The following is a 17,565-nucleotide window of genomic DNA, read 5'->3' as shown; positions in this document are numbered from 1 at the left end:
CGAAATCATCCGGCGATAAAACTGACCCGCACCTTCAACCCCGCCTGCTCTCCATCATGCAGACTGATCTGCGCCAGATGCGCCCGGCAGATCTCGCCGACAATCGCCAACCCAAGCCCCGAACCCGCCACCTGCTGATTACGCCGGTAGAACCGCTCGAACACCCGATCGCGCTCTTCCAGCGGAATCCCCGGCCCGTCATCTTCAACCTCCAGCACCGCCGGCGCCGTCACGCGCAAAATTACATTGCCACCCGGTGGCGTGTGCGCCAAAGCGTTGTCCACCAGATTGCTCAGCAACTCATTGAGCAACGTCGGTTCACCGCGCAACCACACCGGCTCGTCGGCCTCCAGTGCCAGCGCCACGCCGCGTTTGTGCGCCAGCGGCGCCATGGCCATGCCCAGTTCCCGGGCCAACTGGCTCAGATCCAGTAATTGCGCACCGCCCTCGGCAATCGCCCGCGCACCATTTTCGACACGCGCCAGCGACAGCAACTGATTGGCCAGATGGGTCAGGCGATCAGTGCTTTGCGCCGAGGATTCCAATGTCGTGCGCCACGTCTCGGGTTCGTTCGAACGCAGGCCCAGTTCAAGCCGCGCCTTGAGTGCCGCCAAAGGCGTACGTAACTCATGGGCCGCATCGGCGATGAACTGCGCCTGGCGTTCAAACTGCCCGCGCAGACGCTCGGTAAAATGGTTGAGCCCACGCACCAACGGCCACAGTTCATGCTGCACTTCAACCAATGGCAGCGGGCGCAAGTCGTCGGGCTGACGCTCTTCTACCGCCGTGCGCAAGCGCTCCAATGGACGCAATGCCGCACTGACCGCGAACCAGACCAGCAACAAAGCGCCGATCGCCAGCATTCCCAATCGCAGCAAGGTATCGGCCGCCAGACTGCGCGCCATGCTCACCCGCGCTTCGTCGGTTTCAGCGACGCGGATTTCCGCCATGCCGTTCATGTTCGGCTCGGTCACGGCCTTGAGCAGGCTGACCACGCGCACGTTTTGCCCTTTGTAGGTAGCGTTGTAGAAACGCGCCAATGCAGGATAGCTGTCCGTACGCGGCGTACCCGGCGGCGGGCCGGGTAGGTTTTCATAGCCGGAAATCAGCTTCTGATGGATGTCATTGACCTGATAGTAAATCCGCCCGGCGCTGTCATAAGCAAAAGTGTCGAGTGCCACGTAAGGCACATCGGCACTCAGTGTGCCGTCACGTTGCGACAGTCCTGCCGCGATGGTCCGCGCCGAGGCCAACAAGGTGCGGTCGTACGCCGTGTCGGCGGCTTCGCGACCATTCCAGTAGGCACTCAAACCACTGGCGAGCATCAATACCACCAACAGCAACGCGAGGTTCCACAGCAAGCGCCAGCGCAGGCTGCTGGGCTTATGCATCGCGGCTTTCCAGCAAATAGCCGAGGCCGCGGAAGGTCACGATCGCCACCGGTTGACCGTCGAGTTTCTTGCGCAAACGGTGCACGTAGATTTCGATGGCATCGGGGCTGGCTTCTTCATCAAGACCGAATACCTGCGCGGCCAGTTGCTCCTTGCTCATCACCCGCCCCGGACGAGCGATCAGCGCTTCGAGCACGGCTTGTTCGCGTGAGGTCAGCGTCAGTAATTCTTCGCCGAGGGTGAAGCGTCGGGTGTCGAGGTCATAGGCCAGCACGCCACAACGCTGCTGGCGTTCGCCGCCGAGCACACTGCGTCGCAGCAAGGCTTTGACCCGCGCTTCCAATTCCGTCAGTTCGAAGGGTTTGGCGAGGTAATCGTCGGCACCGAGATTGAGGCCATGGACGCGATCTTTCACATCACTGCGCGCGGTCAGCATCAGCACCGGCAGATTTTTTCCGCGTGCGCGCAAACGCGCCAGCACCTCGAAACCGTCCATGCGCGGCAGGCCTACATCGAGGATCGCCACGGCGTATTCCTCGCTGCTCAATGCCAGGTCGGCGGCCACACCATCGTGCAACACATCCACGGTCAGACCGGTGCTCTTGAGCGCCTGAGCGACACTTTCGGCCAGTTGCAGATGGTCTTCGACGAGCAGGACACGCATGGATTTTTACCTCGTTCAGGGATGGCCGACGCCACGCTTTGCCGCGGAGTTTACAGCCGCAACCGCCGCTGTGAAGCCCGAAAACCGTGAAAGTCAGCTGAAAGGTTAGTGAAAGGTTAGCCGGTTAGAGTCGACCCACGGACAGTCCCGACTGCCGTCGCTGCTGCCACACAGCGCTACGAAAAACGCCACGAAGCGTTTTCGACCAATAAGAACAATAAACGGAGTACACCCGCATGCCGTCCATGCAGCCTCAGGCGTCCACGCCTGTTCGCCCTTCCCGTTTCAGCCACACCGCCCTCGCCAGTGCCGCCGCGCTCGCCGGTTTTTCGCCATTGAGTTTTGCCGACTTCATTGAAGACAGCAGCGCCACCTTCGAAACCCGCAACATGTATTTCAACCGCGACTTTCGCGACGGCACCAGCGCTCAGCAATCCAAGCGTGACGAATGGGCCCAGGGCTTCATGCTCAATCTGCAATCGGGCTACACCGATGGCACCGTGGGGTTCGGTGTCGATGCTTTAGGCATGCTCGGCGTCAAACTCGATTCGAGCCCCGACCGCACCGGCACCGGTCTGCTGCCGACCCACGATGATGGGCGCGCGGCAGACGAATACTCGAAAGTCGGCCTGACCGGCAAAGTGAAAATCTCCGCCACCGAACTTAAAATCGGCAGCCTGATTCCTGAACTGCCGATCCTCAAACCGAACGACGGGCGCATCCTGCCGCAGACCTTTGAAGGTGGTTTGCTGACCTCCAAAGAGATCAAGAACCTGACCTTCACCGGTGGTCGACTGGAGAAAGCCAAGGACCGCGACAGTACTGATTTCGAGGACATTGCCCTCAACAACAAAAACAGCCGTTTTGCTGGCACTGCTGCCGGCAAGCACTTCGACTTTGGCGGTGTGGACTACAAGTTCACCGACAAGATCACTGGCAGTTACCACTTCGCCCAACTCGACGAAGTCTACAACCAGCACTTCTTCGGTCTCGTTGCTTCGCGGCCGATGGGTCCCGGCACGTTTGCCACTGACCTGCGTTTCGCCGTCAGTGATGACCAAGGTGCCGCCCGCGGTGGCGAGATCGACAACCGCTCGCTAAACGGTCTGGTCAGCTACGCGCTGAGCGGCCACAAGTTCAGCGCCGGTTATCAGCACATGTCTGGCGACAGCGCCTTCCCGTATGTCGATGGCAGCGACCCGTATCTGGTCAACTTCGTGCAGATCAACGACTTCGCCGGCGCTGAAGAGCGCTCCTGGCAGGCACGCTACGACTTTGACTTCGCCAAACTCGGCATCCCCGGCCTGACCTTCATGAGCCGCTACTTGAGCGGTGACAACATCAAGCTCAAGAACGGCGAGGAAGGCAAAGAGTGGGAGCGCAACACCGAGATCAAATATGTAGTACAAAGCGGCGCCTTGAAGGATGTCGCCGTGCGTTTGCGTAATGCCACTTACCGTTCCAACTACTCGGCTCGCGATGCAGACGAAGTGCGTTTGCTGGTGAGCTACAGCGTCGCGCTTTGGTAAATGCCCGTAAGTGAAAAACACGTCGAATAACAACAATGCCCGTGGAGAATCGAATGAACCTGTCACTGCGTAAAGTTGCACTGGCCGCCAGCTGCGTCCTGTTTGCCGGCCAACTGATGGCTGAACCGAAACGTCCGGAATGTATCGCCCCGGCATCGCCGGGCGGTGGTTTCGACCTGACCTGCAAACTGGTGCAGAGCGCACTGGTCAACGAAAAACTGCTGACCAAACCGATGCGCGTCACCTACATGCCCGGCGGTGTCGGCGCAGTGGCGTACAACGCCGTGGTCGCTCAGCGCCCTGCCGATGCCGGCACGCTGGTGGCGTGGTCGAGCGGTTCGTTGCTGAACCTGGCTCAAGGCAAGTTCGGTCGTTTCGATGAAACCAACGTGCGTTGGCTGGCTGCGGTCGGCACCAGTTACGGCGCCATCGCGGTGAAAAGCGATTCGCCCTACAAGACCCTCGACGATCTCGTTCAGGCCTTGAAGAAAGATCCGAGTTCGGTGGTGATCGGTTCCGGCGGCACCGTCGGCAGCCAGGACTGGATGCAAACCGCCCTGATCGCCAAGGCTGCCGGGATCAACCCGCGCGACCTGCGTTACGTCGCTCTCGAAGGTGGCGGCGAAATCGCGACCGCCCTGCTCGGTGGCCACATCCAGGTCGGCAGTACTGACATCTCCGACTCCATGCCGCACATCCAGAGCGGTGACATGCGTCTGCTCGCAGTATTCGCCGACAAGCGTCTCGACGAGCCGGAAATGAAAGACATCCCGACCGCTCGCGAGCAAGGCTACGACATCGTCTGGCCGGTGGTGCGCGGCTTCTACCTGGGGCCAAAAGTCAGCGACGAAGATTACGCCTGGTGGAAAGACTCGTTCGACAAACTGCTGGCCTCGCCGGAGTTCGCCAAGCTGCGCGATCAGCGTGAACTGTTCCCGTTCGCCATGACCGGCCCGGAACTCGACACCTACGTGAAGAAGCAGGTCGCGGACTACAAAGTGCTGGCCAAAGAGTTCGGCCTGATCCAGTAACCGTCCCTGCATCCCACGGCCATGTCCCTCGTCAGGGGCATGGCCCAGGAGTTTGTCATGTCCACACTTCTACAACGCATTTTTGCCTCGGTGTTGCTGCTGGTCTGCGTCGGCCTGGCACTGATGGCGTGGCCGTACCAAGCGGCTTTTTCCTACGAACCGGTCGGCCCGCGCGCCTTTCCTCTATTGATGCTTGCCCTGATGGGCGCGGCACTGCTGTACATGGTGTTCCGCCCGGCAGCGATCAAACACAGTGATGACGAGCCGCCACTGGATCGCGAAACCCTGACCAAGATCGGCATCTGCGTGGTGCTGTTGCTGGTGTTCGCCGGCACCTTCGAACCCCTTGGTTTCATCGTCGCCAGCATCCTCACCGGCGTACCGATGGCTCGCCTCTATGGTGGCCGCTGGTTGCCGAGCGTGGTGATCATCAGCCTGATGGCCATCGGTCTTTACCTGTTGTTCGACCGCGTGATGGACGTTCCGCTGCCTCTCGGCCTGCTCAGCGTTCTGGAGAACTGATATGGATACTCTTGGCTATTTGGGTCAGGGTTTCGGCGTTGCGCTGAGCCCGTACAACCTGGTGACCGCGCTGTGCGGCACGCTGATCGGCACCGTCGTCGGCCTGCTGCCGGGCCTGGGCCCGATCAACGGCGTGGCGCTGCTGATCCCGATCGCATTCGCCCTTGGCCTGCCGCCGGAGTCGGCGCTGATCCTGCTGGCAGCGGTATATCTGGGCTGCGAATACGGCGGTCGGATCAGTTCGATTCTGCTGAACATCCCGGGCGAAGCGTCCACCGTGATGACCACCCTCGACGGCTACCCGATGGCCCGCAAAGGCCTGGCCGGTGTCGCGCTGTCGTTGTCGGCGTGGAGTTCGTTTATTGGCGCGTTTATCGCCACCTGCGGCATGGTCTTGTTTGCTCCGCTGCTGGCCAAATGGGCGATTGCTTTCGGCCCGGCGGAATACTTCGTGTTGATGGTGTTTGCGATTGTCTGTCTCGGCGGCATGGCCGGAGATCGACCGTTGAAAACCTTCATCGCGGCGTTGATCGGTCTGTTCCTGTCGACCGTCGGCATCGACGCCAACAGCGGTGTTTATCGCTTCACTGGCGACAATATTCACCTGACCGACGGCATCCAGTTCGTCGTGCTGGTGCTGGGCCTGTTCTCCATCAGCGAAATCCTGCTGCTGCTGGAAAAAACCCACCACGGCCAGGAAGCGGTGAAAGCCACCGGTCGCATGATGTTCAACTTCAAGGAAGCGGCGTCGGTGTTCGTGGTCAACGTCCGTTGCGGCGTGCTGGGCTTCATCATGGGCGTGTTGCCGGGTGCCGGCGCGACCCTCGCCAGCGCCGTGGCCTACATGACCGAGAAGCGCATCGCCGGGGCCAGCGGTAAGTTCGGTGAAGGTGATCCCCGTGGTCTCGCCGCACCGGAAACCGCCATCGGCGGCGCAGCCTGCGGCGCACTGGTGCCGATGCTGACCCTTGGCGTACCGGGTTCGGGCACCACCGCGGTGATGATCGGCGCGCTGTCGCTGTACAACATCACCCCGGGTCCGCTGCTGTTCCAGCAACAACCGGACATCGTCTGGGGACTGATCGCCTCGTTGTTCATCGCCAACGTCATGCTGGTGATCCTCAACATCCCGATGATCCGCATCTTCACCCGCATCCTTGCCGTGCCGAACTGGGCGCTGGTGCCGGTGATCGCGATCATTACCGGGATCGGCGTTTACGCGGTGCACGCCACCACATTCGACCTGTTCCTGATGATCGGCATCGGCATCTTCGGTTACATCCTGCGCAAGCTGGACTTCCCGTTGTCGCCGCTGCTGTTGGGCTTCATCCTCGGCGGTCTGATGGAGCAGAACCTGCGTCGCGCCCTGTCGATCTCCAACGGTGCACTGGAAATCCTCTGGTCGAGCCCGATCACTTTCGGTGTCTGGGTGCTGACAGCGATCATGTTGTTGATGCCGATCATCCGCATCTGGCGTAAACGTTCGGCCGCGCAACGCGCCATTGCCGATGTTTGATCGGTCCTCACTGAAATCCTGGTGGGGCACCCCGCTGGTCGGTCTGCTGGGCGGTTACCTCGCCAGTCAGATCGGCTGGCCTCTGCCGTGGATGGTCGGCTCGTTGCTGGCGATCATCCTCGTGCGCTGCCTGACCCCGTGGCAACTCACGGAAATCCCTGGCGGCCGCAAGTGCGGCCAGTGGATTGTCGGCATCGGTATCGGCCTGCACTTCACCCCGGTGGTGATGGAGCAGGTGCTCAGTCATTTCGGCTTGATCTTCTTCGGTGCGCTGGTCACCAGCCTGTCGGCGGTGGTCGGCGTGTGGTTGATGCGCCGTACCGGTGAGGATCGCGCCACGGCGTTTTTCTCGAGCATGCCCGGTGGTTCCGGGGAAATGGTCAATCTTGGCGCACGCAATGGCGCGATGCTCAGCCACGTCGCGGCGGGGCAAAGTTTGCGGGTGCTGGTGGTGGTGTTGTGCGTGCCAGCGGCGTTCAAGTATTTGCTCGGTGACGGAAATCCGATTGCTCACGCTGGCAGCGTCGATTGGCGCTGGCTGGCGATTCTGTTTCCGGCGGGCGGTTTGCTCGCGTGGCTCTGGCAGCGTTTGCGCCAACCCAATCCGTGGTTGTTCGGGCCGTTGCTGGTGAGTGCGGCGGTGAGCATTGGTTGGGATCTGCACATTGGCTTGCCCAATGGCGGCAGTCAGATTGGTCAGTGGTTGATTGGCAGCGGTTTGGGCTGTCACTTCAACCGCCAGTTCTTCCGCCGCGCGCCTTCATTCATGGGGCGGACGTTGATCGGCACGGCGTTGACCATGTTGATCGCGACACTGGCGGCGTTAGGGTTGAGTGCTTTGACCCATCTGGATCTGCGTTCGCTGACGCTGGGCATGATGCCCGGCGGGATTGCCGAGATGAGTCTGACGGCGGAGACGCTGCAATTGTCGGTGCCGCTGGTGACGGCGATGCAGGTGATGCGTTTGTTGTTTGTGCTGTTTCTGGCGGAGCCGTTGTTCAAGTACTGGAACCGTAATCCCGAGTAAGTCTGGAAGCTGATCGTTCCCACGCTCTGCGTGGGAATGCAGCCCGGGACGCTCCGCGTCCCAAGCGGACGCAGAGCGTCCATTGAGGCATTCCCACGCAGAGCGTGGGAACGAGATTACGCGACAGGTGGAAGACGCCACTCGATCGGCGTCTCGCCATTCTGTTCGAGAAACTTGTTGGTGCGGCTAAAGTGCCCACAACCCAAAAACCCGCGATACGCCGACAGCGGCGACGGATGCACCGACGTCAGCACCAGATGCTTGGTCGCGTCGATCAGCTTCTGCTTGCTCTGCGCGTGCGCGCCCCAGAGCATGAACACCAGATGCGGCTGACGCTCACTGACCAGTTCAATGATCCGGTCCGTAAAGAACTGCCAGCCCTTGTCCTTGTGCGCATTGGCGTTGGCGCGCTCGACGGTCATGGTCGTGTTGATCATCAACACGCCCTGATCGGCCCAACTCTGCAGGTAGCCGTGATTGGGAATGTCGATGTTGAGGTCGCGTTTCAACTCTTTATAGATGTTGACCAGCGACGGCGGTGCCGGCACGCCCGGTTGCACCGAGAAGCACAAGCCGTGGGCCTGCCCCGGGCCGTGATACGGGTCTTGGCCTAGAATCACCACCTTCACTTTATCCAGCGGCGTCGAGTTCAAGGCATTGAAAATCATCGGCCCCGGCGGATAGATTTCCTTGCCGGCGGCCCGCTCCTGCTGCAGAAACTGGCGCAACTCTGCCATGTAAGGCTGGTCGAACTCAGCACGCAGTGCCTCCTTCCAGCTCGGTTCGAGTTTGATACGGTCGTCAGCAGTCATGGTCATACCCGGCAAAAACAATGGGGCGAACCCTAGGAAAGCCGACCACGCTTGTCAATTGATCTGACGCAGATCCGGCATTTTCCCACACAACGATCATACTGATCGTTCAAATTCCCGATCGAGGTCACGATGAATCTGCACTTCGAAGAACTCACCGGCACCGACGGCGCCCGCATCGGTATCGCCAGCCTGGATGCTGAAAAATCGCTGAACGCGCTGTCCCTGCCGATGATCAATGCCCTCAGCGACAAACTGAACGCCTGGGCCAAGGACCCGCAAATCGTCTGTGTGCTGCTGCGCGGCAACGGCGCCAAAGCGTTCTGCGCCGGCGGCGAGGTGCGCAGCCTGGTCGAGGCCTGTCGCGCCCACCCGGGTGAAGTGCCGCCGCTGGCCGCGCAGTTTTTCAGCGCGGAATATCGCCTGGATTACAGCCTGCACACCTATCCGAAACCGCTGATCTGCTGGGGCCATGGGTATGTGCTCGGCGGCGGCATGGGTTTGCTGCAAGGCGCGAGTACGCGGATTGTCACACCGAGCAGTCGTTTGGCGATGCCGGAAATCACCATTGGTCTGTACCCGGACGTCGGTGCCAGTTGGTTTCTCGCCCGGCTGCCGGGCAAGCTCGGTCTGTTCCTCGGATTGACCGGTGCGCACATCAACGGTCGTGATGCGATCGATCTGGATCTGGCTGACCGCTTCCTGCTCGACGAACAGCAACCAGACCTGATCGAAGGCCTGCTGCAACTGAATTGGCAGGAACAGACCGACGTGCAACTCAACAGCCTGCTCAAGGCCCTGCAACAGGAAGCCGTGGCGCAAATGCCCGAGGCGCAATGGCTGCCACGTCGTCAGCAGATCGACGAACTCCTCGACGTCAGCGACGTGACCTGCGCCTGGAAAGCCATCAGCCTGCAACGCGACAGCAGTGATCCGCTGATCGCCCGGGCGGCGAAAACCATGAGCGAAGGCTCGCCTCTGACCGCGCATCTGGTCTGGGAACAGATCATCCGTGCCCGGCACCTGTCGCTGGCCGAAGTTTTTCAGATGGAATACACCCTGAGCCTCAATTGCTGCCGGCACCCGGAGTTCAGCGAAGGGGTTCGCGCGCGGTTGATCGACAAGGATCAGAAGCCGCACTGGCACTGGCCGGATATCAACAATGTGCCGGAGGCGGTGGTTGAGGCGCACTTTCACAAGGTCTGGGAGGGGCGGCATCCGTTGGCGGATTTGACGCAGTATTGAACTGACGCGATGCTCGCGATGACGACTGGATTCCCATCGCGAGCTGGCTCAATCGGTCGCCATACGACTCAGACATTCAGCTCGTAAAACTGAATGATCTCCGTCATCGCCCGCTGCGCTTCTTCGTCGCCCTTTATCAAAATGTCTTCGACATCCCTCAATGGCGGAAGAGGATGCAGACGTTCAGCAATCTGCATCGCGCTGTAGTCTTGAGTCGCTGTTCCTTCGCTGACTCTTATGAAGCCGATAGCGCTTTCGCCTGCGGCAAAATGATTGGAAACCCGGATTTTCGGTGCCATGCCGTAATCCACCACGATCACCAGATCATCGCGCTCACGGTGAAACTTCAAGTTGTCGATCATCAGCCTGCGTTCGGAAAAGTCGATCCCGTCAAGGCCTTCTCCGCGATTGATGATCACGTCCCTGCCGAGGCCATCGTATCGGTAGATATCATTTCCGGCGCCGCCGGTTAGCGTGTCATTGCCCGGCCCACCCAACAGCAGATCATCACCGGGGCTGCCCGTGAGCACGTCATGCCCTTCCATGCCTCGGATTTCCCCCGCGCCGCTTATCGTGTCGTTGCCTCGACCACCGACTAACGGCAGCGCCCGTCCGTCTCGCAGAGACGTAAAACGCGTTGAATTGTTAACGGTTACACCCGTATGAAAAGTCTCTGGCGCAGGGCCCAGCTGACTTGACTCCAAGAGTTGTTTCAAACTCACGACCGACCCATCGGCGAAATTCAAGAGCTCAATCCCGGCACCCTCAAGTTCACCGTTGAGGGGCAAGACGATGCGAACTTTCTGTATCCCACCCCAATTGATATCGAGTGTCGGATGGAGCATTTTGGCTCTTGGCGGATTGCGGTGTGCCCCACGACCTGGGTTGGGTTCCAGCTCGACAAGTGTGGTTTCTATCAGCGCAGCACCCCAGCTCAATTGCAGTGCATCGCGCTGCGCATCTGCTGGAAGGACGACCGTGTCCTGATCGATCAACCCGTACTCGTCTTTCCACCCCGCTACGCCAACTTCTGCTCGGTGGAAAACAGGGTTCGGCACATCCGCAATCGTGGTAGTTGCTCCGGCGTGCGCTTGCACGATGTAGGTGTCGGCACCGTCTTCACCGTAAAGCCAATCATCCCCTGCCCCGCTGACCAGATAGTCGGCGCCCTCGGAGCCCAGCAAGGTGTCGTCACCTGCACCTGCGGATAAAAACGCGCCCGGTGTTCTCTCGCCGACAGTGCCGTAGTCAAGTGGGGAGCCTGCATAAGCGACAATCAGATCGTCTCCCGCGCCGCCGTGGAAAACGTTTTCCACTTCGACGTTGACTCGCCCGCCGGCATCGTCGCCAGGGACGATTTTGCGTTTGATCGTTTCAGTTGTGACATCCCAGCGAAACGCCTTGGGCACCGTTTCCCCCGAACCGAAGCTTGCTGCCGGATAGATGTACCAGCCCTCAAGCGCGCCGGATTCCTTACGGTCTTCAACCAATACATCTCCCGTATTGAATGAAAAGCCGTTGGCCGAGCCGGATCGATAATAGCGAGGCGCCTGACTTGAAGAGGCTATGGCCCCATCGGCTTTCACCTGCTTATGTTCGACACGGGTTGTGGTTTTCGACTGCCTTTCACTGACCACGGCTTGCCCTGCATCAACCTTCATCCATGGCGGCGTTTCAGACAGTGTTCCCGCTTCGACGCCGTCATCGCTCAGCTCGGTGTGAGTGATGTAACCGGTGTCGCTAGTCGTGATATGACTGCGAACCCAGACGCCTTGATCACTCAAGGTGAAACCTGTGGCGTGTTTGCGGGCGTAGCGCTTGGATTTGATTTGCGCGAGGAATTTTTCAGTCCAGTCAACGGGGTGATCAGATGCCACAGGGCGTTGCGCCGCGATGGTTGCATCGTCTGGCTGAACCGGATCTTCAACTTTGCTTTGCTGGATTCCTGTGGCGGTTACAACTTCCGCTGCATATGACTCGGGCACCATTATCGGCGGCAATGTTTTGCGCAGGACATCCTCATAACCAAGTACAACGCCATCGCTGAAACTGAATGTGGAATCCGTCCATTGCTCGTGACTCTTGATGAGTATCGCGTCGCCCGCGCCATTGGCCAGCCGCAAAACCGTGCCGACGGCAACTTCGATAATGTCGGCTTTCAGACTTTGTGCGGAAAAGCCTGCGCCGAACCTGATGATGTTTCGGCCGCCGGCATCGGTAACAATATCCAGACCATCGCCAGCGCCGAAATAGTAAACATCAGCGCCGTCATGGCCTTCCAGCACGTCGTTACCGGCACCACCATCAAAAACGTTATTGCCGGAATCTCCACGAAGGTGGTCTACACCCTCCCCGCCCAACAATGTGTCGTTGCCACCACCACCCAGCAAGGTATCGTTGCCTGAACCACCGTCCAGATAATCTGCGCCGTGCTCAGCCTCGGCTGTCTGCTCGTAGTCGCCGGATAAAATGTCATCATCAGCACCACCGTAAAGTGTGTCGGCGCCCAAGCCGCCCAAAAGGGTATCGTTTCCTTCATCGCCTTGAAGGTAATCATTGTTGATTCCACCTGACTGCAGGTTGGACACATCGCCATCTAGCACGTCATTTCCTGCGCCACCAATCAAGGTATCGGAGCCACCCATTCCCTGAAGTGTGTCATCGCCCGCTCCGCCATCAAGTAAATCATTGCCGTGATACCGAATCGGATGCTCAGCATAATCTCCGGCCAGCGCGTCGTTACCTTCACCTCCAAACAGCAGATCATCCGCCCCACCGCCCCAGAGTGTGTCGTCTCCCGCACCACCGTCCAGCAGGTCATTTCCAAAAAAGTGGGAGGCATCACCGGCAACGCCGTTCAGTACATCGTCATCGCCCTTGAGAGTGTCATTGCCTGGACCACCATAAATCGCATCGGCTCCACCGTTACCAGCGAGCCAATCATCGCCACTGCCACCGTCCAATACATCGTTGCCATGGTGTTTGCTTTGCAGTCCACCTCCCCAGTCGAGGTTATCTCCCAGCACTGTGTCGTTACCGCTTCCTCCGGCCAGCGTGTCATTCCCCCCTTCCCCCCAAAGAAGATCATCTTCAGTTCCGCCATCGAGCAGATCGTCGCCCCATCCGCCATTGAGAACATCGCGACCGCCCTGGCCGTAGAGAACATCGTTATCGCCCTGCGTCGAACTGTTAAAGGAGGCCTTTGAAAAGACAGTTCGGTGACTGGTGACACCACCGCCTATAAGAACGTCGACGCGTTTGAATCCCCATTTCTGCTCCAGCGCGCCGGTCGTTTCATCCCCTGATAAAACGTCATCTCCCGCACCTCCAATCAGCGTATCCCGATCGTTACCGCCCAGAAGCACGTCCTGGGATGCCGTACCGATGAGCAAATCGTGACCTGCCCCTCCATCAAGCCAATCGCCGCGAGTTGCTTTCCCTTTAGAGTCGCCAGCGGCCATGGCTTTTTCGAGCGTCGTCTGTTTATCCCCAAACAACTGATCGTTTCCGTCCTTGCCGAATAATCGATCTGATCCGCCAAGTCCGAGAATGACGTCGTCTTTTGCAGAGCCATAAAGCACATCGGCCTTGTTTCTCTGTTTTACGTTGGCCAATAGCAAGGCGTTGCCCAGTTCATCGTATGAGAACTGATCCCCGGGAACATTGGGGTCGATATCTTTCGCTTTCCAGTCGCCCTGAAGAACTAGATCGGGAGCAGAGACCGTATGGCCTTGGTATTCAGGAAGACGGATGCCAAGCATCCCGGGGCGGAAGTGCTTGATAACGACGAGATCATTCAGACCATATTTGACGTTGAGCGTGGGTTCAGTAAGTTCTTCGATGAGGGTCAGGGTGATGGCCTGATCCTCGGTCGACCAGATATTGCTCAAAGGGGCACGACGTTTGAGTGAAGGAATCGGCGAGCCGTTGATCCACAGCTGGCCATTGGCGTTGGCGTCGAAGATCTCATCGATGCCATCACCGCTGGAAAATTCATAGCGATCGCTGCCTTCGCCACCGATCAAAGAATCGTTACCCATTCCTCCGAGCAAAACATCATCACCGGCCATTCCGTAAAGCACATCATTGCCGTCGCCTCCGGCAAGCAAGTCATTGCCGCGTCCACCCTCGATGACATCGTGACCTGCCTGCCCATTGATCGTGTCATTGCCCGCGCCGCCATAGAGATGATCAGTGTTCGCACCGCCCGCGAAAGACCGCGCGCCGTCATCACCGAACATGACCAGCGGATTCAGCACACCGGTGGTCATCGGCGCCTGTTTACCTGAAGCGAGATCGGAGTAGGAAAACTTCTGCAGCGAGTGTTCTCCAAACGAGCCCTGAGTTCGGGCAATCAACCGGGCCAACATCTGCGCACGATCGGCAAGCCATTGCGCAGTGATGAAACCTTCGCCGGTCAGCGGATCGTAGAGTTCCAGTCCGCGTCCGGAGTAACCGTCATCGCGTTGTATGACGATTTCACTGAGTTGCTTCAGAGAATTGCGCAGCGCCAGGCCGATGGGTGTCGACTCACCCGCCAGTTTTACCCATGAGTTCGCGTTTCCGTATTCACCTATTGATCGGGTGACGATGCTTTGAGACTGCTCTGGTGAAAATGCCGAGAAGAATGCGTGAGCGTTGGTGGCGAAGGTTTCATCGGTGGTAGGTGGCGCTGCTGAATCGCCGTCGTAGGTGCGCTTGAACATGTCCAGGAATTCGTTCTGGCCATAGCGCAATATCAGGTCGACCACCGCGGAAACCGGCGTGCCTTTCACTACATGCTGAATCAGCGGATTGAGGCTGCCACTGGCGAGCGCGATATTGATTTGCTCTGGCACCACGGAAAGCAGACTTTGCAATGGATTGACGCCGAAATTGCTGATCGCCGCCCGCAGGCCGACACTGTATGAATCGATGGCGAACAGAATATTTTTATAGTCATCGAGCCTGTTGGCTTGTGCTTGAGTCGGCGGACCGCCATCTTCTCCTTGCGAATCACCAGCGGAGATCAATCTCCAGGTTTCATAGGGCGGCGCTCCACCCAACAGGCTGAATCCGACGGTCCCGGACCAACCGGCGTTATGGCTCACGGCTGTATCCTTCTCTCCGCAAGCCTCACTGAACAGTGCCTTGCCGATCGCACTGGCATCAATCTCTGCAATCTGGCTGATGGATGGAACCGTCCAGGGTGCCAGTCGACCGGCGAGGGATCCGTCGATCAAGGTATTGATGAAATTGGCGGCGACCTGATTCGATGACAGCTGCATCAGCTCTCCACTGAAGATTTTATTCAGTCTCAGTTCACCTTGCCGCGAGGTATAACCGCGAATCAGGGCGGAGTAGGCACCCTTTCCGCCGTTGGCATCAATGGCCACGGCAAGCCAGAGCCTGGCGCTTTTGAGAATTTTTCCCGCTTCATTATCGACAGCGGTAACGTCGGAAACTCTTCCGCCAATAATATCGAATAGCTTTTGATACAGCGGAGCGCAGCTAGCCCCTGTTAATTTCAGCGCAAGATATTCGATATCTTCAGAATCGAACATCAGCCCCTTGCAAATATTTGCTGCATTTAAAATTTCTGATTTTTCCAGATCATTAAAAACATAACTCATCGTTACTTCCTTGTAATAACAGAGCGTGAAAGATAGCTACTGAGAAACTTAAGCATTTCAGGTGATTCGCGTAATGACGATAGACCGAGACTTACCCGACCGTGCCCTCCGGAAAAGTCAAAGCTGTGTAACTCCACGGTGCAAAAAAAATTCAAACTTCCAAAATCCAGATTTTCCAATTGGGTTCTGCTGAACTTGGCCAATTTCTCGTCAGTCAGTTCTTCCTCAGCAGCCGGGCGAATCAAGCCGTTACAGCTTATCAATCGAGGGGTGCCATCACGCCGCGGCCAGTCGGTAATGACAAACTTTCGAACGGAAGCCTCATTCTTGAAATGCGGCGGAGGTGCATTAAGCCAAAGCTCCAGCCCAGGATAGTTTTTCAACTTAACAATCAACTCATCCGGCCAATTGACGTGCCGATAGCCCCGCTCATGGGGCTCGGTATTCTCTTTTCTTGTATAAAGCCCGGCGTTCAGTTTATAAAGACGCCAACTTTCCGGGATCGATTTCAGGCTCTGATCCTGGTACCGGCGCAAACCCGTCCCTGTCCACCAGAAATGCCCCTTGAGCGTATTGGCAAGGCAGGCTTTTTTATTCGCCAATTCAGGCATGCCCACGTAAAACTCCGGGACCAGAGTCTTATCCACATAGCTGCCGCCCAGTATGGGCACCTGCTTCAGGCTCGCCAGCTTCTTTTGACAGGCCTCCTGATCCGCGTAATAGATTGCCATCGCCACGGCGACTTCTTCTTCACGGATATAAAAACCCACCACGCAATAACAGACATAAATAAACAAGCCGTATGCCAACAACTTCTTAAAGCATTTAACCCATTGCTTACGCGACATCCGGAGCACTTCAAATCTCCCTGTCAAACTGAGGAACAGGCTGTTTCTTCAGATAGCCGGACGTCGCGCTTTCAAAAACCTCAAAGTATTGTTTCGTGCCGGACTCCACATCGAATCTACTCGCCGTCAACTTCGCAGCGCTGCGAAGGCAGTCGTACTCATCAACGGAATCAAGAACTTTCGCTATACGTTTGGCGATACCGTGATGATCGAAGAAATCCACCAGCATTCCATTGTGACCATCGACGATCACCTCCCTTACCGGAGCCGTATCTGACGCTACTAACACACACCCTGCCGCCATCGCCTCCAAAAACGACCAGGACAAAACAAACGGATAGGTCAAATAAACATGAACCTTTGAACAATCCAGAACTGCCCGGAAAGTCTGGTAAGGAAGCTTCCCTGTGAAATGAACGGTGGAATGATCGAAACTTACCTCTGCCTCCATCCTGCTGCGCCAATTTGCATAGCCAACCGGCTTACATCCATAACTGACGTCATCACCGCCCACTATGATTATCTGGGCATCGGGATACTCAGCCTGAATATGCGGGATCGCTCGCATAAAACTGTGAAACCCGCGATAAGGCTCAAGATTCCTCGCGACATAAGTAACGATCGGCTGCCCGGCTCTCAGTTCGACGCCATTGGGCAACCTGACGACCCCAACTTTCGCCAGGTAAGAATTTTGAATGACGCCCTCGTGAATAACCCGAATGGCCGACTGATAAGCGGCCGGAAACAGACTGCGCTGCCACCGCGTGGGCGCAATGGCAATGTCGCATTGCTCGAGATTCAAAAGATGCAGCGAATTGAGCACTCGCAGCCTTGATGACTCTCTTGTGGCTCGCGGGAATTCAGGGTCGAACCCGGAATCCGCGCCGTGCGCTCGATAGTAATATTCGCAATAGTGAATAAGCGGCGTGTCAGGATAGACATCCTTGACGAAGAGCGTTTCCCCCCATCCGGGATGAGCGAGAATCACGTCTGGCCGATAACCTGACTGTTTCAGCCTGCTCAGAATTTCAAAAACCTTCTGTCCATCAGTCACCGCTTGTTGGTAACGGGTCAGATAGGGATGAATATCAGCCGGTGCTCTGCTGGCGGCGCGGTATCGATATATTTTCACCTCTGCGATACCCGGCGCAGTATCCCGACCTATCGCCAAAACCGCATAACGCCTGGCAATCGCCGCCAGCACTACGTGACGGAACTGGCCCGGAAAGTTTTGGTGAATCACAAGAAGCTTCATAGCGGCATCGTCCTTTTATTCGCCGCTATTGAACTGAGTTTTGCTCACCTCGTTCGGCACGAACAAACGCTAACAAATGCAAGGAAATGAAACTGTAGGAAGCGTCTGGGAAT

General features: G+C 57.8%; 12 protein-coding genes. 6 read left to right on the top strand and 6 right to left on the bottom strand.

What is annotated here, in order from left to right; all coding sequences use genetic code 11:
- Positions 1-5: 5 nt before the first annotated feature.
- Positions 6-1,391: a sensor histidine kinase gene (locus tag ACZZ0G_RS19050; protein WP_016984705.1), complete on the bottom strand. Its 1,386-nt coding sequence runs from the start codon at positions 1,389-1,391 to the stop codon at positions 6-8.
- The gene (locus tag ACZZ0G_RS19045) at positions 1,384-2,055 is read right to left on the bottom strand and encodes a response regulator (protein ID WP_007898613.1); all 672 of its coding nucleotides are present in this window, start codon (positions 2,053-2,055) and stop codon (positions 1,384-1,386) included. The genes ACZZ0G_RS19050 and ACZZ0G_RS19045 overlap by 8 nt, the downstream gene beginning before the upstream one ends.
- Before the next feature lie 236 nt (positions 2,056-2,291).
- Here ACZZ0G_RS19045 and ACZZ0G_RS19040 point away from each other — a divergent pair, with 236 nt between their 5' ends.
- From ACZZ0G_RS19040 to ACZZ0G_RS19020, 5 genes are read left to right on the top strand one after another with little or no spacing between them, the layout of a single operon-like run.
- Positions 2,292-3,584 carry an OprD family porin gene (locus tag ACZZ0G_RS19040; RefSeq protein ID WP_463557151.1) on the top strand — a complete coding sequence of 431 codons (1,293 nt, stop codon included), beginning with the start codon at positions 2,292-2,294 and terminating at the stop codon, positions 3,582-3,584.
- A gap of 53 nt (positions 3,585-3,637) precedes the next feature.
- Positions 3,638-4,615, top strand: coding sequence for a Bug family tripartite tricarboxylate transporter substrate binding protein (locus ACZZ0G_RS19035; protein WP_322846223.1), 978 nt, complete (start codon positions 3,638-3,640; stop codon positions 4,613-4,615).
- 57 nt (positions 4,616-4,672) lie between these two features.
- Positions 4,673-5,137: a tripartite tricarboxylate transporter TctB family protein gene (locus tag ACZZ0G_RS19030; protein ID WP_158953977.1), complete on the top strand. Its 465-nt coding sequence runs from the start codon at positions 4,673-4,675 to the stop codon at positions 5,135-5,137.
- 1 nt (position 5,138) lies between these two features.
- Positions 5,139-6,653 (top strand): tripartite tricarboxylate transporter permease, encoded by a 1,515-nt coding sequence (locus ACZZ0G_RS19025; RefSeq protein WP_123594781.1) that lies wholly within the window; start codon positions 5,139-5,141, stop codon positions 6,651-6,653.
- Positions 6,646-7,680, top strand: coding sequence for an AbrB family transcriptional regulator (locus ACZZ0G_RS19020; RefSeq protein ID WP_463557150.1), 1,035 nt, complete (start codon positions 6,646-6,648; stop codon positions 7,678-7,680). The genes ACZZ0G_RS19025 and ACZZ0G_RS19020 overlap by 8 nt, the downstream gene beginning before the upstream one ends.
- A 116-nt stretch (positions 7,681-7,796) precedes the next feature.
- On the opposite strand, the gene ung is transcribed toward ACZZ0G_RS19020, so the two are convergent.
- Positions 7,797-8,492: a uracil-DNA glycosylase gene (gene ung / locus ACZZ0G_RS19015; protein ID WP_463557149.1), complete on the bottom strand. Its 696-nt coding sequence runs from the start codon at positions 8,490-8,492 to the stop codon at positions 7,797-7,799.
- Positions 8,493-8,624: 132 nt separating this feature from the next.
- Between ung and ACZZ0G_RS19010 the strand changes: the two genes are divergently transcribed.
- On the top strand, positions 8,625-9,737 hold the full coding sequence (locus ACZZ0G_RS19010; protein WP_463557148.1) for an enoyl-CoA hydratase/isomerase family protein: 1,113 nt from the start codon (positions 8,625-8,627) through the stop codon (positions 9,735-9,737).
- 68 nt (positions 9,738-9,805) lie between these two features.
- Here the strand turns inward: ACZZ0G_RS19010 and ACZZ0G_RS19005 are convergent, their stop codons facing one another.
- The 3 genes from ACZZ0G_RS19005 to ACZZ0G_RS18995 are packed head-to-tail and all read right to left on the bottom strand — an operon-like array spanning position 9,806 to position 17,452.
- Positions 9,806-15,349 carry a calcium-binding protein gene (locus ACZZ0G_RS19005; protein ID WP_463557147.1) on the bottom strand — a complete coding sequence of 1,848 codons (5,544 nt, stop codon included), beginning with the start codon at positions 15,347-15,349 and terminating at the stop codon, positions 9,806-9,808.
- A gap of 2 nt (positions 15,350-15,351) precedes the next feature.
- The gene (locus ACZZ0G_RS19000) at positions 15,352-16,197 is read right to left on the bottom strand and encodes a hypothetical protein (RefSeq protein WP_463557146.1); all 846 of its coding nucleotides are present in this window, start codon (positions 16,195-16,197) and stop codon (positions 15,352-15,354) included.
- 10 nt (positions 16,198-16,207) lie between these two features.
- Positions 16,208-17,452: a glycosyltransferase family 4 protein gene (locus tag ACZZ0G_RS18995; RefSeq protein WP_463557145.1), complete on the bottom strand. Its 1,245-nt coding sequence runs from the start codon at positions 17,450-17,452 to the stop codon at positions 16,208-16,210.
- Positions 17,453-17,565: the final 113 nt, after the last annotated feature.

This window comes from Pseudomonas sp. AC169 (assembly GCF_979258515.1).
Note: the sequence above shows the minus strand (reverse complement) of the source record. Positions and strands in the feature narration are given on the sequence as shown.

Coding starts and splice junctions, on each gene's coding strand:
- ACZZ0G_RS18995 (WP_463557145.1), bottom strand. CDS start 17,452: ATGAAGCTTCTTGTGATTCACCAAAACTTTCCGGGCCAGTTCCGTCAC.
- ACZZ0G_RS19025 (WP_123594781.1), top strand. CDS start 5,139: ATGGATACTCTTGGCTATTTGGGTCAGGGTTTCGGCGTTGCGCTGAGC.
- ACZZ0G_RS19030 (WP_158953977.1), top strand. CDS start 4,673: ATGTCCACACTTCTACAACGCATTTTTGCCTCGGTGTTGCTGCTGGTC.
- ACZZ0G_RS19020 (WP_463557150.1), top strand. CDS start 6,646: ATGTTTGATCGGTCCTCACTGAAATCCTGGTGGGGCACCCCGCTGGTC.
- ung (WP_463557149.1), bottom strand. CDS start 8,492: ATGACTGCTGACGACCGTATCAAACTCGAACCGAGCTGGAAGGAGGCA.
- ACZZ0G_RS19010 (WP_463557148.1), top strand. CDS start 8,625: ATGAATCTGCACTTCGAAGAACTCACCGGCACCGACGGCGCCCGCATC.
- ACZZ0G_RS19050 (WP_016984705.1), bottom strand. CDS start 1,391: ATGCATAAGCCCAGCAGCCTGCGCTGGCGCTTGCTGTGGAACCTCGCG.
- ACZZ0G_RS19040 (WP_463557151.1), top strand. CDS start 2,292: ATGCCGTCCATGCAGCCTCAGGCGTCCACGCCTGTTCGCCCTTCCCGT.
- ACZZ0G_RS19045 (WP_007898613.1), bottom strand. CDS start 2,055: ATGCGTGTCCTGCTCGTCGAAGACCATCTGCAACTGGCCGAAAGTGTC.
- ACZZ0G_RS19035 (WP_322846223.1), top strand. CDS start 3,638: ATGAACCTGTCACTGCGTAAAGTTGCACTGGCCGCCAGCTGCGTCCTG.
- ACZZ0G_RS19005 (WP_463557147.1), bottom strand. CDS start 15,349: ATGAGTTATGTTTTTAATGATCTGGAAAAATCAGAAATTTTAAATGCA.
- ACZZ0G_RS19000 (WP_463557146.1), bottom strand. CDS start 16,197: ATGTCGCGTAAGCAATGGGTTAAATGCTTTAAGAAGTTGTTGGCATAC.